Below are 23,184 nucleotides of genomic sequence, written 5' to 3' on the forward strand. Positions count from 1 at the left end.
TGTGAACGCTACCGAGGAATCGATCATGGTGCGTCAAATTGGCCGATCTGCCAACGGCGACGCCGACACGACGGTCCTGCGCACGATCATGGCTGGCCCGATCAACGAACGACCGACCAAGAAGACACGCCGTCACGGATCGCACATGACCAAGCACTACTAGTGCACGGGGCCGGCGGCTCCCTGGCGAAGGCCGACGACGTCGCGGCGAGGCGGCGCCCTGAAGAGTCGCGAGTACTCGCGACTGAACTGGGACGGGCTTTCGTATCCGACCTCGAAGGCGGCTCGGGCGGCGTCGAAGCCGTCTGTGAGCATCAAGCGTCTGGCTTCTGGAGGCGGAGCCATTTCTGGTACTGCAGCGGAGTCATGGCCGTCAGTGCCCGGAAGTGGTGGTGCAGACTCGAGGCGCTCAGGTGGACGTGGTCGGCGAGGTCTTCGATGCGCAGTGGTCGTGCGTAGTTGAGCTTGAGCCACTCGATGGCCCGGGCGAAGGCGACAGCGGTGGGCGGACGCGGACAACAAGATCGCAACGCCGGGCCCCCGCATCCTGCCCGAGAAGTTGGACGCCGACGCGGACGCGGTCACCGAAGAGTTCTTCGACTACTACCGCACCCCCCGCGGCTACCACGAGAGCTCGCCAAACACCAGCGGCGACTGGACCGCTACCACCCCCTGTCCTTCATGAACTTCCCGCTGTTGACCCACATCGCCGAGATCTCCCCTCGCCCCACGTTGCTGATCGCCGGTGAGCACGCTCACTCGCGCTACTTCAGCGAGGATGCCTACGCGGCAGCGGCCGAGCCCAAGGAGCTACTGATCATCGAGGACGCCAACCACGTCGACCTGTACGACCGATCTGACAAGATTTCCTTCGACAAGCTTGAGGAGTTCTTCGGCGACAATCTGCGCTGACCACTTCACCGGTCCTGGCCGGTCCCCCGCGCCCGGCCGGGACCCCACCGGGACCCGGCTGGAGGAGAACCTCGCCGCCGGCGACGTCGTGCTCTCGAAGCCGACCTCGCACACATCGACGAGAACGGAATCGAACATGGCAAGCATCCTGATCACCGGCTCCACCGACGGCGTGGGCCGCAACACCGCCGAGGCGCTGCTCAACGAGGGCCACCACGCCGTCGTGCACGCCCGCACCACAGCCCGGCTGGCCGCCGCCCAGCACCTCCTCGACCTCGGTGCCCAGGCAGTCGTCGGCGACCTCGCCGACCTCGGCCAAGTCCATGAGCTGGTCGAGCAGGCTAACGCGCGGGGCCCGTTTGACGCCGTCGTCCACAACGCCGGCGTGATGCAGGGCCCGGTCCTGCCGGTCAACGTCACCGCGCCGTACCTGATGACCGCGTTTATCCCGGCGTCACGACACATCTACCTGTCCAGCAGCATGCACCGCGGCGGCAAGCCCGACCTCACCGGCGTCGACTGGACCGGCCAGCGCGCAACGCGCTCCTACTCCGACGCCAAGCTGTACGTCACCGCACTCATGGCCGCCGTCGCCCGCCTCAGGCCGGACGTCCTCGCACACGCGGTGGACCCCGGCTGGGTGCCCACCAAGATGGGCGGCACCGGCGCGAGCGACGACCTCGCGCTTGCCCACGTCACCCAGGTCTGGCTTGCAACCAGCGACGACCCCGAGGCCCTCGTCAACGGCCGCTACTGGCACCACCTCCGAACCGAGAAACCCCACCCCGCCGTTCCCGGCGAGACGTTCCAGGACGAGCTCCTGGCCTCGCTCGCCGAGCAGACCGGAGTCCGGCTCCCGGAGCGGGCCGCCGGGCCCTGATCGACGACACCGACCAGATCGCCCCACACACATGCCGGATCACCCCGCACACATGATCACCAGAGGAGAACCACCGCCCTCACCTCGGCCGCCGCTTTCTGGCACCTCGCCCTCGGGGCGATCTCACCGTCAACAGGTCGGCTACGGCACCATGCAGCTCACCGGACCCAGCGTCTGGGGGGATTCTGCTGACCGCGACAACGCAGTGGCTTCTGTGATGGGTTTCAGGGCAGTTCGCTGTCGTGGGCGGGTTCTGCTTCCTTGAGTCGGGTCGCTGCCCAGCTGGCGAGGAGTTTCAGCTGGTCTTCGTCGGGGCTTCCCGGCTCGGCCGTGTAGATGGTCAGCGAGTGGACCTCGCTTGGGGAAATGGGCAGGTCCAGCGGCTGGTAGACGAGTTTCAGCGGTCCGGCGTTAGGGTGCTGGAACTGCTTCACCCCGCCGTGGTGGATGCGCACGTCGTGGGCGGCCCAACGGGTGCGGAACTCATGGTTCGTTGTGGACAGTTCACCGATCAGCTCGCGCAGGGCCTTGTCGTGCGGGTAGCGGCCGGCTTCGGCGCGCAGCAGAGCGACGGTGGTGTCGAGTGCACCCTCCCAGTCGGCGACGAAGTCGGGGGCACCGCGGTCGAGGAACCAGTACCGGGCGAAGTTCGGACGGCCGCGTTTGCCCGTGGTCTCGCTGTCGAACAGCGGCGCGAACAGAGCGCGGGCCAGCGCATTGGTGGCAACGATGTCCAGGCGGCCGTTGGTGACGAACGCCGCGGACAGGGTCATGGAGTCGAGCAGCCACTGGACGCGGGGCGGGATGTCGACGGCCTTGCGGCGGCGCGGGGTTCGGCTGAGTGGCTGGGCGGCCCTGGCCAGGTCGAAGAGGTAGGTGCGTTCGTCCTCGTCCAGCTGCAGCGCACGGGCGACCGCGTCGAGGACGTCAGCGGACACGCCGGCGATGTGACCCTTCTCCAGGCGCGTGTACCACTCGGTGCTCACGCCGGCGAGGACGGCGACCTCCTCGCGCCGCAGTCCCGGAACCCGGCGCCGGCCGCTGGTGGGCAGCCCGACCTGCTCCGGGGTGATCTTGGCGCGCCGGGTGGCGAGGAAGTCACGGATCTCGGCGCGGTGGTCGGGGAGGCGTTCCATGCCTTCCACGCTACGACCCTGCTCCCAGGGAAGGGGGGTCGAGCTTGTCCCCCCCATAAACGCAGCCTGCCGCGCCTGGCGCAGCTGCGGTCTCCTGGAATCGCGCCTCGGTCACGACACCACCAACCGTCGCGCCTTCACCTCCGCCGATCGAAATGAGGTCCCTCCATGGAACGCCGCAAAGCGCTCGGACTGATCGCCGCCACCGGAGCCGCCGCCACCTTCACCGCTCGGCCCTCCTTCGCTGCGGAGGGCGGCCGCGCCGCGAGCGCCACAGGACAGGGCAAGGCCAAGGGCGGCTACACCTTCGCGCTGGACAAGAACGTCAAGCGGACCTCCGTGCGGTTCAAGAACCGCTACGGCATCGAGGTCGCCGCGGACCTCTACATGCCGAAGAACGCCAAGGGCAAGCTGCCCGCCCTGGCGGTCAGCGGACCGTTCGGCGCCGTCAAGGAACAGTCCTCTGGGCTCTACGCCAACGAGTTCGCCCGCCGCGGCTACGCCGCCCTGGCCTTCGATCCCTCCTTCACCGGGGAGAGCGGGGGTGTGGTGCGCGACGTGGCCTCGCCCGACATCTACACCGAGGACTACAGTGCCGCCGTCGACTTCCTCGGCCTGCAGAAGATCGTCGACCGCGAGCGGATCGGCGTGCAGGCCATCTGTGGGTTGAGCGGTATGGCGCTCACCGCGGCGGCTGCCGACAGCCGTATCAAGGCCGTCGCCACAGCCTCGATGTACGACATGTCGCGCAGCATGTCCCGCGGCCACGAGGACTACTACACGCGTGAGCAGCGCCAGGAGGTCGTGGACCACCTCAGCCGGCAGCGCTGGATCGATGCCGAGAACCGCACGTACGCGCGACTTTCCCACGAGGTCCCCTTCGACGAGAACGGCAACGTCGCTCCCTCGAACCGCGTCCTGCCCGAGACCCTCCCGGCGGACGCCGACCCGGTCACGAAGAGCTTCTTCGACTACTACTGCACCGAGCGCGGCTACCACCCGCGCTCGATCAACTCCACCACCGCATGGACCGCGACCACCCCGATGTCGTTCTTCGCCTTCCCGCTGATGACGAACCTCGACCTGCTGGCGCCCCGCAAGGCCCTCCTGGTGGCCGGCGCCGACGCGCACTCCCGGTACTACGCCGAGGACGCCCAGAAAATGGCCCCCGACACGGTCGACCTCGTGATCGTCCCGGGCGCGGACCACGTCGACCTGTACGACCGCAAGAAGCTCATCCCCTTCGACAAGCTCGACGAGTTCTTCACCAAGAACCTCGCCTGAACGTGAGTACCTCTGCAGGCAGGCGACGGCCCCCGCCTGCCGACAGAGGTGGCGTGACCAGCTGCCACAGCGCTGGCCTCCACCCCGATCTAGACCCCGCTGCGGAGATGAAGCATGACCACGCGAGGAGACACCCTCCACGCCCCCGCCGACCTGCGGAGCAGTAGCCACGAACTGCCGCCCGCCCGGCTCCCGCTCCTCGTCTACGTGCTGGCCCTGGGCACGTTTCTGATGGGCACGACCGAGTTCGTGGTGGCGGGCCTGCTGCCGGAGATCGCCGCCGACGTGCAGGTCGGCATGGCCCAGGCCGGCCTGCTGATCACCGTCTTCGCGGTCGGGATGATCGTCGGCGCGCCGCTGATGGCGATGCTGACGCTGCGGCTGCCGGCGCGGCTGACGCTGATCCTGGCACTGGGGATCTTCGCGGCCGGACACGTCGTCGTCGCACTCGGCTCCAGCTTCGCGCTGATCCTTGGCGCCCGGTTCCTGACCGCTCTGGCGACCGGCGCGTTCTGGGCAGTGGCCAACGTGGTGGCCGCACGCGCCGCCGGTCCCGCCGCGAGCTCTCGCGCTCTGGGGGTCGTGGGCGCCGGTGCGATGCTCGCGAACGTCGTCGGCGTACCGCTGGGCGCGTTGGCCGGACAGGTGATGGGCTGGCGCGGGCCGTTTTGGGCGCTCGCCGTGCTGGGTGCCGCCGCCATGGTGCTCATCACCCGCCAGGTTCCGCGCCACACCGGCGGCGACCAGGCGGTCTCGGTCCGTTCCGAACTGTCCGCTCTGCGCTCGGGACGCCTGTGGCTGACGCTTGCGGCCTGCGCGACCACGACAGGCGGTGTGCTGTCGACGTACACCTACATCTCGCCATTGCTGACCGGCCGGGCTGGTCTGGCCGCCGGTCTGGTGCCGCTGGTACTGGTCGGCTTCGGGGTCGGCGCGCTGACAGGCTTCCTGGTGGGAGGCCGTCTCGGGGACCGCCGTCCGTACCTGACGACGATCGTGGCGCCCGCGGTGACCACGGGTTTGCTGCTGGCGCTCTGCCTGCTGTCCGGATACGCCGCGCCCACGATGGTGCTGATCACCTTGCTGGGACTGTTCGGGCTCGGCGCCAACCCCGTGCTGATCTCCCTGGGCGTCCGCTTCGCAGGACGGGCCCCCACCCTGGGCTCCGCCCTCACCGTCTCGGCGTTCAATCTCGGCACGGCCATCGGCTCCTGGACCGCCGGCCTCGCCCTCGACTCTGCCTTGGGAGCCACCGGCCCGGCCGCCGTCGGCACCGTGATCGCCGCTCTCACGCTGATCCCCACGATCGCCATCGCGCTTACCCAGCGCCACCCGCGCACACCCGCGGCGAACTAGTCCCTTCCAGCGGACTCGACGGCGCGAACCCTTTCACATCGAGGAAGACGCGGCCCCGCCGTGCCGTCCTGAACACGAACAATCCGGCGCCTCACGCGCTGGCACGACAGAGCAAAGGAGACCCCACGATGCGTGGAGTAGTGATGTACACCGCCGGAGACGTCCGGGTCGAGGAGCGCGAAGACCCGAAGATCATCGAGCCGACCGACGCGATCGTGAAGCTGACGGCGACCTGTATCTGCGGCTCGGACCTGTGGCCGTACCGCGGCATCGAGCCCGCCGACCACCAGGTCATGGGCCACGAGTACGTGGGCGTCGTGGAGGAAGTCGGCTCCGAGGTCGAGAACGTCAAAATCGGCGACTTCGTCGTCGGGTCGTTCGTCATCTCCGACAACACCTGCGAGATCTGCCAGGCCGGCTTCCAGTCCAAGTGCGTACACGCCGAGTTCGTCTCGCAGACGATCGGCACCCAGGCCGAGAAGGCCCGCATCCCGCACGCCGACGGCACCCTCGTCGCCACCCCGGGCCAGCCCGACCCGGAGCTCATCCCCGCCCTCCTTGCCGCCTCCGACGTGCTCGGCACCGGCTGGTACGCCGCCGTCGCCGCCGAGGCAGGCCCCGGCAAGACCGTCGCGGTCGTCGGCGACGGCGCCGTCGGCCTGATGGCCGTCCTCGCCGCCAAGCAGCTTGGCGCGGAGCGCATCATCGCCATGTCCCGCCACCCCGAGCGGCAGAAGCTGGCCCGCTACTACGGCGCCACCGACATCGTCGAGGAGCGCGGCGACGAAGGCGTCGCGAAGATCAAGGAGCTGACGAACGGGCTCGGCGCGCACTCGGTCATCGAGGCGGTCGGCACGCAGGAGTCGTTCATGCAGGCCGTCGGCGCCACCCGCGGCGGCGGACACCTGGGCTACGTGGGCGTGAACTACGACGTCCAGATCCCCGGCATCGAGCTGTTCTTCGCCGGCATCCACACCCTCGGCGGCCCCGCCCCGGTACGCCGCTTCCTGCCCGACCTGATCCAGCTCATCTGGGACCGCAAGATCGCCCCCGGGAAGGTCTTCGACCTCACCTTGCCGCTGGAGCAGGCCGCCGAGGGTTACAAGGCGATGGACGAGCGGCGCGCCACCAAAGTGCTCCTCACCCTCTGACGGTGCGGCTGGGCAAGTGGAGGGGGAGGACTGATCGCCGAGCACGTCAAACACACGGTCGGCCTGTCGCTGGACCGCTCCCGGATCCTGGCGGACCACGTGAGCAGCGGGCAGGCGGCCGTGGTGGTTTTGCGCCACCGCCTGTCGGACAGCAGCGCGCAACTCGTCGCGGCCCTGCCGACGGCTGTGCGACGACCGGGCGCGCAGCGAGGTGCGCTTCTGTCGAAGGTAGGAGCTGACCCGGCCGTAGCTGCCTCGATAGCTCAAGGGGACGAGCTTCTCCCAGAGCTTCCAGGCATTAGTGCAGCCCTCGTCCCAGCGTTCGTCGACCAGGAGCAAGACGTCCTCCGGCTGATGTACATGCCGAGCGCGACAGCCAAGCGGGCATCGGATGGCGGATCCGCCGTCGGTCTCGCAGGAGCAGGTCGTCGCCGGCGATGAGGAAGAAGTCCTGGTCGCCGATGAAGTCGGCGGCCAGGATCGCGGGCACGGCCGTTCCGTACCGGTTGCCGTCGCGGGGCTGCTCGATGAAGTGGAAGTCCGCCTGGTCGTGAAGGTGTGCGATCGGTTCGTACTTCTTCTGCCAGCCGCGGGCGGCGAAGTAGTCCCGCACGCCGTGGTCTTCGGTGAAGTAGTGGCGGACCTGCCGTCCCCCCTCGCCCTGCGAGGTGACGATCGCGATCTCGCGCACGCCCGCTGCAAGGCAGTCGGCGACCGCGCCGCGGGCGGCGCTCAACTAGCCGAACGGTCATTGCTGTTGAGCGAGGCGGCTTGGCAGAGCACGCTTTATGGATCAGTGGATGGGGGTGTGATCGAAAACGAGAGGGGTGCGGGGGCACGACGGCGTACTGGGCGTGACTGCCGCAGATCTGCTGCGGTTCTGACGACCCCCTTCGGGGGACAGCAATGACGGCCCGAGCACGTCCACCCGAGTTGCCGCCCGTAGTGGCTACCGACTGTTTCAGCCGCGGCTTCGCTCACCTACTCAGTGCCACATCTCCCACGGCGCCCGCCCTTCGGCCAGCCCGGTCTGATGGTGCGGCCCTTCACTGAAACTCTCAGTTGGTCTTCCGCACCTTGCTCCGTTGACGGCTAGGGTGCGAGCCGAGCGGTCGAGGTGGCTGGGGGCGCTGGACATTCCAGTGCCCCCAGAGAGGCCCTCTGCCCTTGAAAGCCGTCATTGACGGCGATGGGTTCCCATCCGATGGCGCTACGGTCGAGGTCGGGGCGCAGGGCTCCGATGCCGGCGCCGTAGCGCAGGCCGCATTCGCGGGCTCACAAGGTCACGGACGCCAACAAGGCCGTGGCATCCCTGCATGCACGAGATCTGTTGATGGTCAGGCGACCGTGCGGCCCAGGTCCAGGATGGCGGTGCGGTTGGACTCCAGGAGGTCGAAGACGTCAAGGTCGGTTGTGTCGATCTCGGCGATGTGCCAGCCCAGATGCTCACCGGCAGCAAGGACTGCGGGGATCTGGACCTCGCCGGTGCCGATGGGGGTCTGCGGTTGGTCGTGGCCCACAGGCCCGTCCTTGAGGTGTACGGCGGCGGCGCGTCGGCCGAGCTGCTTCAGTACCGCTACGGGGTCCTGGCCGGCGGCGGTGGCCCAGTAGACATCGAGCTCGGCAAGGAGCCGCTCGCCCGCCAGTTCCCAGAAGGCGTCGTAACCAGAGCGGCCGTCGGGGAGCTTGGCCCATTCGAATTCGTGGTTGTGATACCCGAGGTTGATGCCGTGCCCGGCCAGTTCTTCGGAGGCTGCGGTCAGCCGCGCCGCGAAGGCGGGCAACCGTTCGGCGTCGCCGAACACATTCCGTTCGAAGCCCTCGACCAGCTCTGGAACCGGCACGAACACCGTGTCCGCGCCCAGGATGCGGCACTCTTCGACGAGTGGTGCGAGGTCACCGTCAGAGAGACCACCGTGCACTGACGAAACCGTGAGTCCAGCCTCGTCCAGGGCGGCACGCAGCTCACGGGCCCGTTCAAGGCGCTCAGCCGGGGCGGCCCACCCATGTCCGAAGCCGAAGGGCTCGACATGGCAGTAGCCGAGATCGGCGATGCGTGCGAGCGTGCCGGCGAGGTCGGAGAAGAACGCTTCGCGGACGCTGTAGAGCTGGACGGACAGGCGGGCCTTGCTGCTCATTGGGTCCTCCACGGACGAAAAGGGATCAGACAGCGGGCAGGGATCAACTGGGGCACGGAACCAGCACTGGCTCGTGTGCCGGTGCTCCGCGAGTGGTGTGTCGGCTGCGGCCGGTTTCAGAAGATCAGGGGACGCAGGGTGCGGTGGGCGATCTCCAGCCCCTGGGTGACCTTCTCGGGTGACCCACCCCATACGGGGTCCTCATGTTCGACGGAGAGTGTGCCGGTGTAACCGTGCTCGTATAGGCGGTCGATGATGCCGGACCAGTCGACCTGGCCGAGACCGGGGACGCGGTAGCGCCACCAGCCCATGTCCCAAGGGTTCGCGGAGCGGTCGATGGCGGGTCCGAAGTGCCCGTAGCGCTGCCGGTCGGCGGGACGCAGCTGGACGTCCTTGGCCTGGGCGTGCACGATGCGGTCGATGTACGGGGCGATCGTCTCGACCGGATCGATGCCGATCCAGGTCAGGTGCGAGGGGTCCCAGTTGAGGTAGAGACCGAGGTCGAACATCCACTCCCACAGCTCGGGCGAGTAGGCGAGGTTGCCCGGGTAGCCGTCGGGGTGCCAGCCCTCCATCACACAGTTCTCGATGATGATCCGCACATCGCGCTCGCCTGCGTACTCGACGAGCTCGGGGAAGATGCGCTCCGCCTCGGCGAGGTTGTCTGCGATGGGGCGTGTCCAGTCGCGGCCGACGAACGTGCCGACGTGAGGGACGCCGAGGAGTTGGGCGGTGTCGATGGCGTGCTTGAGGTGGCTGCGGATCTCTTCGCGGCGAGCGGGATCGGGGTGGAGGTTGTTCTCGTAGTAGGCGAGGGCGGACAGTTCCAAACCGTGCTGTTGGAACAGGTCACGGGTGGCGTCGGCCTCGCGCTCGCCGAAGGTGGCGACGGGGAGGTGAGCGGCCTCGAAGTCGCGGCCTCCGGAGCCGGGCCAGACCGCGACCTCAAGGGCCTGGTAGTCGTGGTCCGCTGCCCAGGAGGCGATCGTGGGGAGGTCCCACTGCGGGAGGCAGGCTGTCAGGAATCCCAGTTTCATGCGTGCTTCACCTTTGTCCAGTCACCGGTGCGGGAGGAGGAGAGGAAGGCGTCGACGAGGCGTGCGGCGCGCAGCCCGTCGACGAAGGTCGGCAGCCCTTCCGGGGCGCCGCCCCCGATCGCCGCGTAGGTGTCGGAGACAAACGCGGCAAAGCAGTCGGCGTACCCCTGAGGGTGGCCGGCCGGCAGGACGGACAGGCGGCGCTGCTCTGCGCTGCCGTGGTGCGGGTCACGGTGCGCGACGCGGCTTTCGTGTTCGGCGCCGAGCCAGATGGTCTCCGGGTTCTCCTGGTCGAAGACCGCGCTGCCGCGCGATCCGTCGAGTTCGAACCACAGGCGGTTCTTGCGGCCTGCGGAGACCTGCGAGACGGTCAGCGAGGCGAGTAGGCCGCGACCGGTCCGCAGCAGGAGGGTGGCGCAGTCCTCGGTTTCGACGCGGGTGCGCGGGCCGTCCGCGGAGTTGGTTGAAAAGGATGCGGCGTCCGCTGCGGGCCGCTCGTCCACAGCCACGGAGGAAGCGGCGGTCAGCTCGGTGAAGGTTTCGCCGGAGACCCACTGGACCAGGTCGCACCAGTGCGATCCGATGTCCGCGAAGGCCCGGGAAGCACCGCCGCGCGCGGGGTCCACACGCCATCCGGATGCCTCCGGCTGGAGCATCCAGTCCTGCAGGTAGCTGCCGTGCAGCAGATGCCACCGGCCGAACTCGCCGTCCAGACGCCGACTGCGGATCTCCCGTACGAGCGGGTGGTAGCGGTAGACGAACGGCACGGTGGCTATCAGTCCGCTCTGCTCCGCCGCGGCTGCCAGCTCTTCCGCCTCCTCGACGGAGACGCCGAGCGGCTTCTCGCAGACGACGTGCTTGCCGGCCGTCAGTGCCTGAAGGGTGTAGTCGGCGTGGGTGTGGTTGGGAGTGCAGACGTGGACGACGTCGACACTGCCATCGGCAAGCAGCGATGGCAGGTCCTCGTACGCCGTGGTGCTCCATTGCCGGGCGACTTCCAGGCTGCGTGCGGGTGAGGAAGCGAGCACGCCGACGACGTCGCCGCCTGCGGCGCGAATCGCTCGGCGGTGGACTTCGGCGATCATCCCCGCGCCGACGACCGCAGCGCGGAGGGGGCGTCTGGCTTCTGTTGTGGATGGTGTGGTGGGCGGAGCCATGACGGCCGCGCTCCTTTCGAATGATGCGCTCCCCTGGGGGAACTGACGTTGCTCGGTCATGGGTTCATCGGCCGGCGAGGGCGCCACCGATGCCGCCCACGCTGAAGTACTTGTGTAGGGCGGCGAAGACGAGGCACGGGGGGAGCAGCATGATGACCGCGACGGCCATGACGCCGCCCCAGTCGGTGGCGTTTTGCTGGAAGAAGTTCTGCAGGCCGACGGGCAGGTTGAGCACGGGGTCGGAGTGCAGGAACACCAGGGCGACCAGGTAGTCGTTCCACGCCAGGAGAAAGGCGAACACCGCCGCGGACAGGACGCCGGGCAGGGAGTTGCGGAGTACGACGCGGGTGAAGGAGCCGAACACGGAGAGACCGTCGACCCAGGCGGCCTCTTCAAGGCTGGCCGGTATGGAGTCGAAGTAGGCGGCCATCATCCAGGTGGTCACGCAGATGGTGCTGCCGACGTAGACGATGGTCAGTCCGAGGAGGTTGTCGACCAGGCCCATCCGGGAGAAGAGGATGAACAGCGGGATGGCTGATGTGATCACAGGGAGGGACTGGAAGACGAACAGCAGGAGGGAGAAGCCTCCGACGACCTTGCCCCGACCTCGGGAGAGCACGTAGCCGGCCGGTGCGGCGACCACCACCGAGACGATAACTGTGAAGCATGCCACCAGCAGGCTGTTGGCGAGCCAGCGCAGCACGTCGGTGTCGCGGAAGACTCTCTGGAAATTGTCCAGGGTGAAGAGGGACGACTCGGCGCTGCCCGCTGCGGGACGGAAGGCGAGCAGAACGGTGGTCAGTACGGGAGCCATCGTCAGCAGGGTGATGACGAGCAGGACGGCGAATCGCCACCACTTCGAACGGGATGCCCGGGTACTGGGCTCGGTCGTGGGCGCCTGTGGTGCTGGTCGCGCGGGTGCGGCGGCTTGAGGGGCGAGGGTCATGCGACGTCGGCCTTTCGGATCCGGCTGAAGAGCAGGGCGGAGACGATGACCAAGGCGAAGGTCATGGTGAAGGCGATGGCGACGCCCGGGCCGGTCTGGAAGTCCTGGAAGACCTTGCGGTAGGCGAGGACGATCAGTGAGGTTGTGGCGTCGACGGGCCCACCGCCGCTGAGGAGGTAGATGGTGGGGAAGTCGTTGACGCAGAAGATCGCCATGAGGACCCAGGAGATGTAGGTGCTCTTGGCGGTCATCGGCAGGGTGATGAACCGGAAACGCTGCCACGGTCCGGCGCCGTCTAGGCGGGCTGCCTCATAGACGGAGTCTTCGACGGAGGCCAGCGCCGAGGAGCTCATCAGCATCATGAACGGAAAGCTGAGCCAGACCTTCACGACGCACACGGTGATCACGGCGAGGGTGGGGTCCGCGAGGAACAGGACGTCGCCGAAGCCCAGGGCGCGCGCGATCGTCGGCAGGGGGCTGTCCCGGGTGGCCACCAGCCAGTTCCAGGCAGTGGCGGACACGACGATCGGCATGATCCAGGGCAGGAGCAGCAGGACGCGGAACACCTTGGCTCCGGGCACCCGCGTGCGCAGCAGGAGGGCGAGGCCGAGCCCGACGGCCCAGCTGCCGAATACGCCGGCCAGCAGGAACACGACGGTGAACAGGGCCGCGTTGCGGAATTCGAGGGTGAAGAGCGTCGACGTGAAGTTCTGCAGTCCGACGTATTGCCCCGTGTTGATCAGTGAGCCGTTGTGGACGGCCTGGATCGCGGCGTAGACGAGGGGATAGGCGCTGATCAACAGGAGCAGAACGACCGACGGTGCGGCCAGGAGGATCATGGTGCGCTTGCGGGACGGTCGCATCCTCGTGGTGGTGGGCGCGGTGGTCATGGCGCGTTCTCCGGATCGGTCGTGATCACAGGGCGATGGAGTCGATGCTCTTCTGAAGGGTGGCCAGGGCCTGCTTGGGCCGGGTGTCCCCTCGGAGGATCGTCTGGGTGAAGCGGTATAGGGCGCTTCCGCCGTCGACGGCGGCCAGCCGGGCGGTACCGCGCTCGGAGTAGGTGCGTGAGATCGGCTGCCACTCCCGGACGATCTTCACCTGCCGCGGATCACGGGCGACTGCTTCGCTGTCGGCGATGGACTTCAGCACGGGCAGCGTGGTGATCAGGCCCTCGTCCCAGTAGGTCTGCAGGTGCTGCAGGTAGTACCGGAGAAAGCTCTCGGCTGCCGCGGGACGAGTGTTCGAGTTCTTGTACATCATCAGGTTGTTGACGTAGTAGAGAGCGGCCTTGTCGCCGTGTGGTCCCGTCAGCGGTGAGGCCACCTCCAGAAGGTCGCCGGTGGTGCCGACTCGGCTGGGCAGGCCGGAGTCGTGGATACCCATGGCTACCTCACCGGATTTCCACTGGCCCAGGACATTGTCGGCTGAGTAGCCGAGGCATGCCGGATCGATGATCTTCTCTTTGACGAGCTCCTGGGTGAAGTCCATGGCCTCGATGTTGCGACCGTTGACACAGTCGGGATTGCCGTCGGCGTCGAAGAGACCGCCTCCGTTGCCGAGCATGAGGCCGATCAGCATCTGCATCCCGGCGGTGTTCCCGGCGCCGGCGCCCGTGCCGTATCCGTAGTGGCCGGCCTTCTTGAGCTGGCGTCCGGCCTCAAGGAGCGAGTCCCAGTCGGTGGGCACTGACACGCCGGTCTCGTCGAGAATGCGCTTGTTGTACCAGAGCACGCGCATATCCAGCTGCCAGGGGATGCCGACATAGCCGTCGACAGTCCGCATGGTGTCCAGTACGCCGGGGAGGAAGATGTCGTCCGCGCCGGCGGCATGCAGTTGCTCGACGACGTTGTCAGCGTGGTGGATTGCCCCCTGCTGCTCGAACAGGAACGCCTGGAAACTGGCTCCAGTGCTGATCGCTGGACCCTTGCCGGCGGCGACGCCCGTGGCGAAGGTCATGTAGTAGTTGTTCCACGGCACGGACTGGTACGAAGCGCCGCGCGCTCTCTCAGCAGTCCGGTATCCCCCCGTGATTTGTTTGGCGAGGTTGGTGTAGGCAGGCGGGCCCCACGGCATGTCCCAGAACCGGACGGTACGTGATGCGGTTGCACTGCCGCAGGCGCTCAGGAGCGGGGCGGTGGCGGCGGCGCCGAGCAGGCCGAGGAAGGCCCGCCGCCGAGTGCCGCCGGGGGCGTGGGTGGTGCGTGCGGTCATGGCGATCCCTCCTGGTGTGTAGTGGCGTGACTCATGGCGTGCAGGTCCGCAGCGAGGGCGTGCAGGTCGGCAGTGGCTGCCGCTGCGCACCCCGGCGACTCGGAGGCGCTGAGCAGTCGGTGCAGTCGGCGCCAGGCGGCTCGGTGCGGCGACTCGTAGTGGGTCGGCCAGGTGCGAGAGCCGTCGGGCGAGGTGACGGTAAGGAGTGCCGGGCGCGCCGTGCGCCAGCTGGGAATCTGCAGGTGGACGGCGTGACCTGCGCTGATCAGCCGCACGGATGCGGTCGGCGCGAGAGCGTCGGTTAGCACCGTGCCGAGCAGTTGCGTTCGCCCGCCGGTGGTGGCGGTCGCGAGTACGCCGCGCTCGGTGCGTACGTGTGTCCGGATCTCCTCGGCGGGGTGGTCGAGGGCGCGCAGCAGTGCCAGTTGGTCCAGCAGCGCCTGACCGAGGTCATGGTCGGTCGGGAGGGTGAGGCGGCATTCGATCGCACTGGCCGGATCTGCATCGGCGACGTCTCGCAGGGCTTCGGCGGCCCGGGCCACCGTCGGGGTTCCCGCCCACGGGCTGTCGAGGACCACGGCCGTGCCGTGCTTCCCGGCCAGCTCGGCCAAGGTCAGGACATCGGCGGGGTCGGTCGGAGCCGGGTGGCGGACGACGAGACCCACAGCGCCGTCCTGGACGGCGGCGGCGGCTGCATCGACCCAGCCTCGACTGCCCGGCAGCGCACGCACGGGTACGCGATCGGCGGTGACCGGACGGAAGGAGAGGGGCAGAGTGGCAAGGACGGCGGCAGTGCCGGCGTCCGCGTGGACATCGAAGGTCTTGGTTCCGGTCATGCGGCTTCCCTCGCATCCGGTGCGATCAGTTTGGAGGCGGCGTCGGCCAGGTGCAGGGCCAAGCGCAGGTCGGCTAGGTCATGTTTGTGGCGGACGCCGTCGACGACCTTGCCGCGGGCAAGCGCGGCAACGTGTTGCCACTCGCCTGCGTAGCCGTTGCTGTCGGCGGGCTCCGCCACCATCGTCGAGTCGTGGCCGCGTAGTGCTGCGCGTGCCGACCCCGCTTGCACGTAGCTGGGGGTGAAGTCGAGACGGAGGGCCTCGGTGTCCGAGAGCACCTCCAGCGTCCACTCCGGTTGCCATGTGGCATTGACGACGGCGTGCAGTTCCACGGTCCGCCCGCCGGCGGTGAAGACGATGTGGTAGCCCCAGGGCCGCAGTGGTCGAGCCTCGTGGACCATGAGGTCGTCGAACTGCGGAAGGAAATTTCTGATCAGTGGGAGGTCGTGGACGGCGAGACCGAGGACGCCGCCTACCACGACCTCGGCTTGAGCGGCCGGGTCCGCCAGGTCCGGTGCGGGGCCGGCTGTTTGGCGTCCGTATACCTCGGTGGCCAGTTCCTCGTAGCGCGAGTTCGGTGGCAGCACGATGGAGGAGCGGATGGTGTGGGCTGTGCGCCTCAACTCGGCCGACCGTCGGTCGGCCCACAGCCAGCCCGGATCGAACAGGTGCATGGCGCCGACGACGACAGGGACCCCGGTGCGCCGGGAGGCTTCGCCGATCAGTTCGGCTTCGGCCATGGAAACCGCGAGGGGCTTTTCGCACAGGACTGCGCGCTTGCCCGCCTCGCAGGCTGCGATGACCTGCTCGGCGTGGAACCGGTGCGGACTGCACACGACCACCACGTCTACGGCAGGGTCGGCGATCAGGGCATCGGCGTGAGCGGAATGCCGGGCGCCGACTGACGCGGCCACCTGAGCGGCGAGGTTTTCGTCGGGGTCGCTGAGGTGGCGTACGGCGAAGGTATCCGCCAGGGACGCTAGGGCGGGCAAGTGGACGGTCTGTGTCACAAGTCCGGCGCCTATGAGGCCGACGCCAAGCCGTTCGAGGGGAGCCATCCCACTCCTTCAAGCCAAAAGTAATCAGTCGTTCATGTTTCAACGCGGTGAACAGTAGGCGGGTGATAGCTTTTGGGGCAAGGGGTTGCACGAGGATTTCCGAAGGGCATGGCATGGCGAGTGGGACCAGGGGGCCGCGGGGGCCGTACCGCACCGGCATCAAGACGCGTGAGCAAATCGTGGTCGCCGCGGCCAGAGCCTTCGCAGAGAAGGGATACCGGGCGGCCTCACTGCGTCAGATAGCCGCAGACGTCGGCCTGTCGCCTGCAGCCCTGCTGCGACACTTCGAAAGCAAGGAGGACCTGCTCGCCGCAGTCCTCAACTGGTGGGAAAGCGAGACCGCCCACCGCGAGAACCCCGACCTCCAAGGTCTGCGCGCCATCGACCAACTGCGGACGTCGATGGCCTACCACCTCGAGCACCGCGGGCTGCTGGAGCTCTTCATCACGTTGACCGCCGAGGCGGCGGCCAACCCTGAGCACCCGGCCCGGGACTTCGCCCGGCGACGCTACGCCCAGGTTGTCCGTACCAAGACCGAGCAGCTCCTCCAGGCCGTGCAGACCGGCGAGATCCCGCCACTCACAGAGACCGAGGCCGAGTCGGACGTCCGTGCGCTGCTCGCCGTCATGGACGGCCTCGAACTCCAGTGGCTGCTCAACTTCGACGTGGATCTGGTGGGTACGTTCAACCGGTACCTCGACCACGCTTTGGCCTGCTGGCGGGCCGGCATGCGACCGATGCTCTGAAGAGGCGTTCAGCGCGTCTTCGGTGGGGGCATAGGACTTCTTGAAAGGTGGTGGACTGTGCCCCGGGGGCGCCCGCTGGCCGCGGTCGGCAGGTGCTAGCTATAAAAAACTGACGGACTTCGTTGATAGGTGGGTCTCTCGTAACTAGGAGCCCGTATGACTGAACGCGAGCTCTCGAGGCGGGCGAAGCATCGGCCGTCGGTGCTCCGCCACGTGGAGGAGGTGAGCGGGAGTGTGGCTGCCACTTGCCGCTACTACGGCATCAGCCGTCAGTGCTACTACACGTGGCTGCGGCGCTGTGAGGCCAAGGGGATCGACGGACTCAAAGCCCGCTCCAGCGCCCCACGTCACACGCCGCATGCCACGAAGGCAGACGCCGTGGAGAAGATCCTTTGGCTTCGCCAGCAGTATCACTTTGGTCCAGCCAAGATCGCGATGTACTAGGAGCGCTAGCACGACGTCAGAGTCAGCTCGTCCGGCGTCTGGCGGATTTTGAAGAAGGTCGGTCTAAAAAATCGGTTGCCGGCCTCGCAACGGTATAAGGGCCGCTCCATCCGCTGGAAGCGGTGCGAGAAGCAACGCCCCGGCCATCAGCTGCAGGTCGATGTCAAGTTCATCGAACCGCTGGGTCAGACTGGCAGCAGGAAGCGCTGCTACCCGTCCACCGCTATCGGCGACTGCACTCGGCTTCGGGTCCTGTGCACCTATCCACGCCACGACCAGAAGACCGCCATCCAGTTCATCGACCATGTCCTGGCCGAGCTGCCGTTCGCCGTCGAGCAGGTTCAGACCGAAAGCGGCCAGGGATTCGTCCACTGGCACGTGCTCGACAAGGGCCATCGTCCACGTCCGAAACAAGCACCGAACCGCGCCTGAACGGCAAGGTGGAACGATCCCACCGCATCGACTCCGAGGAGTGCTACCGCCTCCTGAAGGGACAGGCCATCGACGACGTCAACCTGTTCCCAGCTCCAAGAGTGGGGGGACTACTACAACTACGATCGCCCCCACGGCGCGCTCACTGGCCAGACATCCTACGAACGAGTCCGACAGAAGACCCAGGACCCACTGTCGTTAGACCTCCGGCAGCTGCACAGCTAGCGGTTGCGGCGGACGGTGGTCCGTCCTCATGTGGTGGTTGTGCCGGGTGCGTGAGGGGCAGGACTCACGCACCCGGCTGCTTCGGGTCAGGCCGTGGCCGGCTTGGTGCCGGTGTCGATCTGGTCGGAGCGCAGCACCCGTGGCATGAAGAAGGACAGAATCAGGGCGACGGCCATGCACCCCGCGAGGGTGAAGTAGGCGTTGGTGAGGGCGTCGTCGGTGTAGAAGGCGGTGCCCTTGAGGATGTTGCGGTCGCTGTTCAGTGCGGTGAACATCAACTGGGTGGCCAGAGCCTGCGCGAGGTTCATGAGCATGACGGCCATGCCGCTGGCCAGTCCCTGCTCGCGGTGGGAGACGGCGCCCAGCAGCAGGATGCCGGCGCAGGACAGCACCAGCCCGCCTCCGAGGTTGGTCAGGCAGCCGGCGAGGATGATCTGGAGTTCGGTGTGGTGGAAGAAGCCCTGGCTGATGAGGCCGGCGGTGGTGATCAGCAGACCGGCTCGCCAGGGCAGGCGCGGGTCGAACTTGCGGGTGAGGACACCGGCGATGACACCGACGATGATGACCAGGAGCCCGGCAGGAGTTCCGACCAGGGCATTGTGGGTGCCTGACCAGCCCAGTCCGTCGGACACGCCGGGGATCGCGGGGTAGAGCGCGACGAAGACCACCATGGTGCCTGCCGCGAAGAAGGTGCCTTGTGCGATCGCGGAACCGGCGAGGACGGTGGCGACGTTGGGGCGGGCCAGCATGCGCACGTCGAGCAGGGGTTCTTTCACACGCCGTTCGACGAGCACGAAGGCGATGGCGAGGATGATGCAGGCGGCGAACAGGCCGAGTATCCGGGTGTCGGTCCAGCCCCAGGTGCTGCCCTGGCCGAGGGCGTAGACCAGAACCGTGGCGGAGCCGCCCAGGAGCAGGCCGCCGGCCCAGTCGAAGTGGACGCGCTGTTCGGTGGGCGGGATGTTCGGCATGAACAGCCACACCAGGAGCAGGCCGAGTGCGATGCCCGCGGCCAGAGCCCACAGCACGCCCTGGAAGCCGGTGTGGTCCAGCAGCCAGCCCGCGGCCAGAGGGCACAGCACCAGCACGATGCCGGCGGAGCTGCCGATCAGGCCGGTGGCCATGCCGACGTGGCGGGGCGGGAAGACGTCGCGCGCCGATGCGTAGACCAGGGCCGCGATGGGCCCGTAGAGGCCGGCGATGCCCCGGCCGACCAGCATGAGCTCGTAGTTGGGGGCCAGGACGGCGATGACGTCGCCGATCAGACCCGCGGCGAGGATGACGAGCATGACCCGCTTACGGCCGAACAGGTCACCGGCCTTGGCGACGAACGGGGTGGCCAGGGTGACGACCAGGGCGTAGATCGTGGTGAACCAGGCGATCTGGGCGGTCTGGAAGTGCTGGGCGATCGCTCCTTGCGAGGTGGCGGCGAAGACGCCGGCCACGGTGAGCATCTGGGCGGGCCACAGCATGGCCAGCAGGACCATGGTGAGTCGGGTTCCCAGGCGGTTGCTGGCACCGGGAGGCGCTTCCGCGACGGGGGCGGGAGGCGGGGAAGCCGCAGGAGTACGCGTCATCGCGTGCCCTTCCGGACGGGGGCGGCAGGTCGTACTCAATGGGCCGCCCGGAGCCACCGAAGTGGCAGGAAGTGTTCAGGTGCCGTGCAACGTAACTTAAAACCAGTTTGGGTTACAGGTTTTTAACAACGTGACCTGGGTCACATTCCAGCAGGGGTGTCTGTGGCGAAGGTTCAAATGTGCAAACGGATGCTGGGGGTCCAACAGGCCGCTCGCCGCATCGCGGGGCTCTCAGTGCCCTCCGGGCACACCGGCTGCGCGTAGAGCGTAGAGCAGGTCCTGGTGGTGTTGGCCGGAGACGGCCTGTGCTGCTGCAAGCACTGTGGCCCCGAGCCCGGGGTGGGTCGCGATCACGGTGACGACATCCTGGCGCGGCCGGGTCTTCACCACGCTCCACAGAAGGTGCCCGACGAGCGCGTGATGGCCGGATTTCAACAGTGCGCCCGCCAGCTCGGCGACGTCCGCAGGAGGTCGGCCCGCAGCCAGGCGTGCGAGGTGCTCCGCATGTGCTTGATGTCGACCGTCATCCAGCGCCTGGACAGCCTGGGCAAGGTCGATCGCCGGCAGCGATGCCACCTCCCACAGCAATGTGGCGATCTCCGCCCCCTGCCCGTCCTCCTCCAAAGCGGCAGTCAGTAAGGGCAGGTCGCGGGGTACCGTCGCGGCGTCGGAGAGCACAGCGTGGGCTTGGCCGCTCGCGCCGGCCGCGCGCAGAGCCCGCAGATGCCGAGCGATCCCACGGGCCTCAGCCATTAGCTGTGGATGCGGGGCGCCAGTCGGGAAGGGGGCGCCCTCGGTATTCGGCGCGTCCGGCGGCAAAGCCGCAGCGCCGAAGGCCAGCGCGGCCAGGGCTGCGCTAGCCGTCCGGCGCCGCGGCTGTGGCGCAGTCGTCTCCTTAAGTGCCTCCCCGGCCGGCTGCGGCGTCCACCCGGCAACCGTGTGCTGTCCGGTAGCTCCGAAGTCGGCTGCCGATGGCGCCTGCGTCTGCCTCTCGCCGCCCGCCAGATTCTGAGGGTGGGCCTGCCATGAGGGCGGCGCGGGCTGGTGCCGGGTGTCCTCGGACCGCTGCACGTCCGTATACAAGGCCCAGGTGCGCTCCCGCAGTGCGGGGATGCTGCCGCGGAATCGCTCGTAGTCCGTCAGCAGCAGGTCCACCACGTCCCAGGGCGGCGTTTCCCGGCCCGCGAGGTACCCCCGCAGCTGCTCTGGCCGACGGGCGGCCAGCACGGCCAGCCACCCGTCCCGGGCCGAGAGCTGCCCCACCAGCCATCGCAGGTGGTCGGCGAACAGGTGGTCAGGATCGTGCGCAGGGCGGGGCACTGTCACTCCAGGAAGGCGGGAAGGGGCAGCCGCCGCACGGGCGCGGGGACCGGCTCGATCGTCGAGCCTTCCCGGGCGCCGGTAGCCGTCTGCGCGGCTGACGGACGGGACGGGACACTAGCTAAAAACAGTCGAAACAGTAAGTATTTGTTGAAATGGATCTTGCCGTCGGTCAGTGGCCTGCACGTATGCTCATGGGCATGTCCAGCGCCGCCGAGCCGCCCGCGTCTCGCATTGACCGAGCAGCCAAGAAGCCACGCACCCGCCGCCGCACCGGCACCTACGCGGCCGCGGACGAGCGGCGCAGGCTCATCCTGGAAACAGCGATCGTCCACTTCGCGCACAAGGGCTACCACAATGCCTCCACGCAGAAGATCGCCGCCGACGTGGGCATCTCCACCACCGGCCTGATGCATCACTTCGGCAGCAAACAGGAACTCCTGCGTGCGGTCCTCGAAGCCCGCGACAACCAGGCGTTCGAGCAGTTCTTCCACCGTCTCGATCCCGCCGAGCCCGACCCGGTGGAACTGTTCCGCCTCATCGCCGAACAGACACGCTTCAACGTCACCCAGCCCGGCCTCATGCAGATGTACGCCCTGCTGGCCGCCGAGGCAGGAAGCGACGACCACCCCGCCCACGCCTACTTCCGCGAACGCTACGAGCGCATCATCACCATCATCGCCAAGGCCATCGACCATGGCGTGGCGAGCAACATCCTGGTGCCGGGAACCGACGGCCGTGCCGTCGCCCACGAGATGCTCGCTGTTGCTGACGGCTACCAGATTCAGTGGGCGCTCACCGACGGCACCTTCGACTTCCACACAGCCCACCTGGCCTACCTCGACTGTCTCTGCCGGCGCCTCACCACCGATCACACGGGCATCGCCAGCAGATAGCAGGCCGTCCCGCCGAGCCATCCCATCCGACCCCAGGACGACCACCTCCAGCGGCAGGCATCACCCGGTGCCGTCCGCCCTGCGCGGTACGGGGCGGACGGCACCCTGTCCACTTCTTCCCGCGGCGCCCGCGACGACATGAGCCCTGAGCGGCTGCGACCCGCAGGTCCGACCCGGCGGGCGCCCGCGCCCGGGCGATGAGGCGCACGGTTCCTTCCGAACCGGTGACGTGACGCATGGCCGCGGCCGCTCAGACTGCGGATAGGTAACTCAGGGCCTGCACCCGAGCCGGTCTGGGGACCATGGCTCGACATGCTCCTCCCTCCTCTACCTTGTCGATCGGATGGTCGCCCGGATAAGGGTCAGCCATGCGGTCGATGGCTGAGTGGGCACGAGGAGACGGCCGGGAGTACACGACGCGATGGCGCTTCCTGTCAGGACAGGTGGAGGGTGAGGACGGCGGGATCCGCCGGGCCGCTCTCGGTTGCCACTGCTCGGGAGACACAGAGGCACAGTCGGCTCGAGCGTTCCTTCTGGGGTGCGCTCAGGAAGACGTCACGGTGGTCGATGGTGCCGGTAGCGTCGACCACCTTGGCCAGACACAGCCCGCACTCGCCCTTGCGGCAGTCGGAGAGCGTCTCGACACCAGCCGCCTCGAGAGCATCGAGAATCGAGGTGTCGGGTGGGACGGTGATCTCCCGGTTGAGCTGCGGAAGGCGCACCAGGAACTCCTCGGCCGGGTACCCGCCGCTGGAACCGAAGGTCTCGAAGCGCAGGTTGGTGGCCGGCAGTCCGTGGACGGCCCAGTTCCGTGAGATGCCGTTCATGAGCCCGATCGGGCCGCACATGTAGAGCTCGGTGCTCGCCGCGGCGGGTGTCCGGGGGATCTCGGCGACGAGGTCGTCCACCGCCAGGGGGGTGTCCTCGTCGTCGATGTGGATACGGACTCTCTCGCCGTGCTCGGCGACCAGGTCGTCGAGATACGCCATCACGGGGCGGGTGCGGCCGGCGAACACCAGTGTGTAGTCGGCGCCGCGCCGGCGTAGTGCGGAGGCCATCGCTACCAGTGCGGTGATGCCGATGCCGCCGGCGACCAGCACGTAGCGGGTGGCTCCGACTGCGAGCGGGAAGTTCTGCAGCGGGCCGGTGACGGTCAGCTCGTCCCCGGACCGCAGTCGGTGCATGGCCGCCGAGCCGCCGGACGAGGTGGGGGAGAGCCGCACGCTGAGGGTCAGCCGACGGCCGCCGTCCTCGGAGCGCACAACCGAGTAGGAACGCACCCGCCGGGCGCCGTCCCCGATCTCGACGTCGATGTGCGAGCCCGGCGCGGCGTGCTCGGGCCTCTCGGGCTCCAGGACGATCCGTCGCACACCATCGGCAACATCAGAGACCTGTACCACCCGGGCCCGTTGCCAGCGAAGCTGGGTCTGTACTGCCAT

At 68.0% G+C, this 23,184-nt stretch carries 24 protein-coding genes; 10 read left to right on the forward strand and 14 right to left on the reverse strand.

Annotation, left to right across the window (positions count from 1 at the left end; all coding sequences use genetic code 11):
* Window positions 1-25: 25 nt before the first annotated feature.
* A complete protein-coding gene (locus ACHFIV_RS11535) occupies window positions 26-163 on the forward strand; it encodes a hypothetical protein (RefSeq protein WP_398966527.1) in 138 nt (45 codons plus the stop codon).
* 151 nt (window positions 164-314) lie between these two features.
* On the opposite strand, the gene ACHFIV_RS11540 is transcribed toward ACHFIV_RS11535, so the two are convergent.
* Complete coding sequence (locus tag ACHFIV_RS11540) at window positions 315-530, reverse strand: AraC family transcriptional regulator (protein ID WP_398966530.1); 216 nt, start codon at window positions 528-530, stop codon at window positions 315-317.
* 151 nt (window positions 531-681) lie between these two features.
* Here ACHFIV_RS11540 and ACHFIV_RS11545 point away from each other — a divergent pair, with 151 nt between their 5' ends.
* Together ACHFIV_RS11545 and ACHFIV_RS11550 are read left to right on the forward strand one after the other, a co-directional pair.
* Complete coding sequence (locus ACHFIV_RS11545) at window positions 682-912, forward strand: alpha/beta hydrolase (protein ID WP_398966533.1); 231 nt, start codon at window positions 682-684, stop codon at window positions 910-912.
* 136 nt (window positions 913-1,048) lie between these two features.
* On the forward strand, window positions 1,049-1,792 hold the full coding sequence (locus ACHFIV_RS11550) for an SDR family NAD(P)-dependent oxidoreductase (protein ID WP_398966536.1): 744 nt from the start codon (window positions 1,049-1,051) through the stop codon (window positions 1,790-1,792).
* A 224-nt stretch (window positions 1,793-2,016) separates the two neighbouring features.
* On the opposite strand, the gene ACHFIV_RS11555 is transcribed toward ACHFIV_RS11550, so the two are convergent.
* A complete protein-coding gene (locus ACHFIV_RS11555; RefSeq protein WP_398966692.1) occupies window positions 2,017-3,012 on the reverse strand; it encodes a helix-turn-helix domain-containing protein in 996 nt (331 codons plus the stop codon).
* Window positions 3,013-3,096: 84 nt separating this feature from the next.
* On the opposite strand from ACHFIV_RS11555, the gene ACHFIV_RS11560 reads away from it, so the two are divergent.
* From ACHFIV_RS11560 to ACHFIV_RS11570, 3 genes are all read left to right on the forward strand, one after another.
* Window positions 3,097-4,212 carry an alpha/beta hydrolase gene (locus ACHFIV_RS11560; protein ID WP_398966539.1) on the forward strand — a complete coding sequence of 372 codons (1,116 nt, stop codon included), beginning with the start codon at window positions 3,097-3,099 and terminating at the stop codon, window positions 4,210-4,212.
* A 114-nt stretch (window positions 4,213-4,326) separates the two neighbouring features.
* Window positions 4,327-5,568, forward strand: coding sequence for an MFS transporter (locus tag ACHFIV_RS11565; protein ID WP_398966542.1), 1,242 nt, complete (start codon window positions 4,327-4,329; stop codon window positions 5,566-5,568).
* Window positions 5,569-5,696: 128 nt separating this feature from the next.
* Entirely contained in the window at window positions 5,697-6,719 is a 1,023-nt protein-coding gene (locus ACHFIV_RS11570) for a zinc-dependent alcohol dehydrogenase family protein (protein WP_398966545.1), read from the forward strand.
* 298 nt (window positions 6,720-7,017) lie between these two features.
* Here ACHFIV_RS11570 and ACHFIV_RS11575 read toward each other — a convergent pair whose 3' ends face one another.
* From ACHFIV_RS11575 to ACHFIV_RS11615, 9 genes are all read right to left on the reverse strand, one after another.
* Window positions 7,018-7,455, reverse strand: coding sequence for a hypothetical protein (locus ACHFIV_RS11575; protein WP_398966547.1), 438 nt, complete (start codon window positions 7,453-7,455; stop codon window positions 7,018-7,020).
* A gap of 601 nt (window positions 7,456-8,056) precedes the next feature.
* Entirely contained in the window at window positions 8,057-8,857 is an 801-nt protein-coding gene (locus ACHFIV_RS11580; RefSeq protein WP_398966550.1) for a sugar phosphate isomerase/epimerase family protein, read from the reverse strand.
* Window positions 8,858-8,973: 116 nt separating this feature from the next.
* Window positions 8,974-9,894 carry a sugar phosphate isomerase/epimerase family protein gene (locus ACHFIV_RS11585; protein WP_398966553.1) on the reverse strand — a complete coding sequence of 307 codons (921 nt, stop codon included), beginning with the start codon at window positions 9,892-9,894 and terminating at the stop codon, window positions 8,974-8,976.
* On the reverse strand, window positions 9,891-11,051 hold the full coding sequence (locus tag ACHFIV_RS11590; RefSeq protein ID WP_398966556.1) for a Gfo/Idh/MocA family protein: 1,161 nt from the start codon (window positions 11,049-11,051) through the stop codon (window positions 9,891-9,893). The genes ACHFIV_RS11585 and ACHFIV_RS11590 overlap by 4 nt, the downstream gene beginning before the upstream one ends.
* 64 nt (window positions 11,052-11,115) lie before the next feature.
* The gene (locus ACHFIV_RS11595; RefSeq protein ID WP_398966559.1) at window positions 11,116-11,997 is read right to left on the reverse strand and encodes a carbohydrate ABC transporter permease; all 882 of its coding nucleotides are present in this window, start codon (window positions 11,995-11,997) and stop codon (window positions 11,116-11,118) included.
* A complete protein-coding gene (locus ACHFIV_RS11600; RefSeq protein ID WP_398966562.1) occupies window positions 11,994-12,887 on the reverse strand; it encodes a carbohydrate ABC transporter permease in 894 nt (297 codons plus the stop codon). The genes ACHFIV_RS11595 and ACHFIV_RS11600 overlap by 4 nt, the downstream gene beginning before the upstream one ends.
* A gap of 25 nt (window positions 12,888-12,912) precedes the next feature.
* Window positions 12,913-14,211 (reverse strand): ABC transporter substrate-binding protein, encoded by a 1,299-nt coding sequence (locus ACHFIV_RS11605; protein WP_398966565.1) that lies wholly within the window; start codon window positions 14,209-14,211, stop codon window positions 12,913-12,915.
* Entirely contained in the window at window positions 14,208-15,047 is an 840-nt protein-coding gene (locus tag ACHFIV_RS11610; RefSeq protein ID WP_398966567.1) for a hypothetical protein, read from the reverse strand. The genes ACHFIV_RS11605 and ACHFIV_RS11610 overlap by 4 nt, the downstream gene beginning before the upstream one ends.
* Complete coding sequence (locus ACHFIV_RS11615) at window positions 15,044-16,105, reverse strand: Gfo/Idh/MocA family protein (protein ID WP_398966570.1); 1,062 nt, start codon at window positions 16,103-16,105, stop codon at window positions 15,044-15,046. Before ACHFIV_RS11615 ends, ACHFIV_RS11610 begins: the two co-directional genes overlap by 4 nt.
* A 113-nt stretch (window positions 16,106-16,218) precedes the next feature.
* Between ACHFIV_RS11615 and ACHFIV_RS11620 the strand changes: the two genes are divergently transcribed.
* The 3 genes from ACHFIV_RS11620 (at window position 16,219) to ACHFIV_RS11630 (ending at window position 17,727) form a co-directional block, all read left to right on the forward strand.
* The gene (locus ACHFIV_RS11620) at window positions 16,219-16,851 is read left to right on the forward strand and encodes a TetR/AcrR family transcriptional regulator (RefSeq protein ID WP_398966572.1); all 633 of its coding nucleotides are present in this window, start codon (window positions 16,219-16,221) and stop codon (window positions 16,849-16,851) included.
* 156 nt (window positions 16,852-17,007) lie between these two features.
* The gene (locus ACHFIV_RS11625) at window positions 17,008-17,295 is read left to right on the forward strand and encodes a helix-turn-helix domain-containing protein (protein WP_398966575.1); all 288 of its coding nucleotides are present in this window, start codon (window positions 17,008-17,010) and stop codon (window positions 17,293-17,295) included.
* 48 nt (window positions 17,296-17,343) lie between these two features.
* Window positions 17,344-17,727, forward strand: coding sequence for a hypothetical protein (locus tag ACHFIV_RS11630; RefSeq protein WP_398966577.1), 384 nt, complete (start codon window positions 17,344-17,346; stop codon window positions 17,725-17,727).
* A 311-nt stretch (window positions 17,728-18,038) separates the two neighbouring features.
* On the opposite strand, the gene ACHFIV_RS11635 is transcribed toward ACHFIV_RS11630, so the two are convergent.
* Window positions 18,039-19,529 (reverse strand): MFS transporter, encoded by a 1,491-nt coding sequence (locus tag ACHFIV_RS11635; protein WP_398966580.1) that lies wholly within the window; start codon window positions 19,527-19,529, stop codon window positions 18,039-18,041.
* Window positions 19,530-19,760: 231 nt separating this feature from the next.
* Complete coding sequence (locus ACHFIV_RS11640) at window positions 19,761-20,849, reverse strand: hypothetical protein (RefSeq protein ID WP_398966582.1); 1,089 nt, start codon at window positions 20,847-20,849, stop codon at window positions 19,761-19,763.
* 200 nt (window positions 20,850-21,049) lie between these two features.
* Here ACHFIV_RS11640 and ACHFIV_RS11645 point away from each other — a divergent pair, with 200 nt between their 5' ends.
* Window positions 21,050-21,745 carry a TetR/AcrR family transcriptional regulator gene (locus ACHFIV_RS11645; RefSeq protein ID WP_398966585.1) on the forward strand — a complete coding sequence of 232 codons (696 nt, stop codon included), beginning with the start codon at window positions 21,050-21,052 and terminating at the stop codon, window positions 21,743-21,745.
* Window positions 21,746-22,179: 434 nt separating this feature from the next.
* Here the strand turns inward: ACHFIV_RS11645 and ACHFIV_RS11650 are convergent, their stop codons facing one another.
* Complete coding sequence (locus ACHFIV_RS11650; RefSeq protein ID WP_398966588.1) at window positions 22,180-23,184, reverse strand: PDR/VanB family oxidoreductase; 1,005 nt, start codon at window positions 23,182-23,184, stop codon at window positions 22,180-22,182.

Source organism: Streptomyces sp. ALB3, from assembly GCF_044385685.1.
GTDB lineage: Bacteria > Actinomycetota > Actinomycetes > Streptomycetales > Streptomycetaceae > Streptomyces.